Origin of the sequence: Streptococcus oralis (assembly GCF_001578945.1) — a bacterium.
Taxonomy (GTDB): Bacteria; Bacillota; Bacilli; order Lactobacillales; family Streptococcaceae; genus Streptococcus; species Streptococcus oralis_Q.
In genome coordinates this window covers 1-1,500 of sequence record NZ_KQ969563.1, presented here as the reverse complement: position 1 = coordinate 1,500, position 1,500 = coordinate 1, and the positions used below count along the sequence as shown (strand labels likewise).

At 51.3% G+C, this 1,500-nt stretch carries 1 protein-coding gene; it reads right to left on the bottom strand.

Going from position 1 to position 1,500, the window contains the following annotated elements; translation table 11 throughout:
• On the bottom strand, positions 1-1,500 hold a 1,500-nt coding region (gene essC / locus SORDD16_RS09675; RefSeq protein WP_081215205.1), incomplete at both ends, for a type VII secretion protein EssC.

The following is a 1,500-nucleotide window of genomic DNA, read 5'->3' as shown; positions in this document are numbered from 1 at the left end:
TGCCCGTCCCTTGATGTCTTCCATGGTCATGGCAAGGGGCGTAGAGCCCACGATTGCCCGCACCTCGCTCACATCATTCTGTGGCAGGCTCAACTGGTGCTTGAAGTTCGAGTAGAGTTGAGCCCGAAGGTTGGACTGTCGACCCGCTGTCATCAAGAGATGCACCCCGATACTGAGACCTTCACGAGAGATGCGCACCAAGAGCTTAAAGAGTTCTGCCTCATAAGCCTCCTCCTTGATGGCCTCATAGCTGTCTAAGAGGATAACAATAGCCGGCTCCTGCTGACCACTAGCCTCTCGGTAAAGCTCTAAAGTCCCTACACCATAGTCCGCAAGGAGTTTCTTACGACGGTTGAGTTCGCACTCCATGATCCGCACAAACTTAGAAATCTTCTCTGACTGATCCAAAAGCATGGTGTCTGCCACCTGCGGAAGCTTGGACAAGGGCGCCAAACCATTGGTCCCAAAGTCCATCAAGTACAGGGTAAGAGCCTTGGGACTGTGTTTTCTCGCTAGGTCCATACCAGCTGTCTGAAGGAAGGTGGTCTTTCCTGTACCCGGACTTCCGTAAAGAAGGACATGCCCATCCTTGGAGAGGTTGATAGAGATGGCTTCCTGCTTCTGGGCCTGCGGGATATCCGCCATCCCAAGTAGAAAGGAAAGGGATTTCTCTTCTTCCCAAGCAACCGCTGGCTGCACTGCTTCCAGCTCCTCTAGCGCAATGCGCTCTTTGAGCGGAGGCAACCATGGCTGGGGTACTGGAGGAATTTCTTGTTCCTGACACAAAACTTGGATATGTTGCACAATCGCATCCAACTCTGTCGGAACTTCCTTGATCTCTTCGGCTTCTTCTAAGCCCGATAGGTCTTCATTCAAGATTTCATATTGACCCAATTCATTGATGAGATAAATCGTATGATCCTCAATCCCCATATCGTCCTTGTCCGGCTGGTAATCCGCCCCTGACCAGGCTGACTGGAAGAGTTCATAGACTTCATTATTTCCGACCTGTAGATAAGCGCGTCCCGTCTGGGTAATCTCGGCCGCATCCGGCGTATGAAGCATTTCATTGGAGTCCGAACGGTCCGCCACCTTAAGGGCAATCTTAAAGCGTGAGTTGGACCAGATCTGGTCATCCACCACACCAGATGGTTTCTGCGTAGCTAGGATCAAGTGGACCCCGAGGGAACGTCCGACCCGAGCAATAGACACCAGCTCCTTGATAAAGTCAGGCTGGTTGACCTTGAGCTCTGCGAACTCATCTGAGATGAGAAAGAGGTGGGGGAGAGGCTCAGTCGCTTCTCCGTTTCTAAATTTCTTCTGGTATTGATTGATATGGTTGACTTCAAACTCTCCAAAGAGTCGTTCACGACGATGGATTTCCGCATTGATCGAAGCCAGAGCTCGCATAGATTGGGCACCATCCAAGTTGGTAATGGTTCCCAAGAGGTGGGGCAGGTTCTTAAAGAGATTGGCCATTCCCCCACCCTTGTAGTCGAT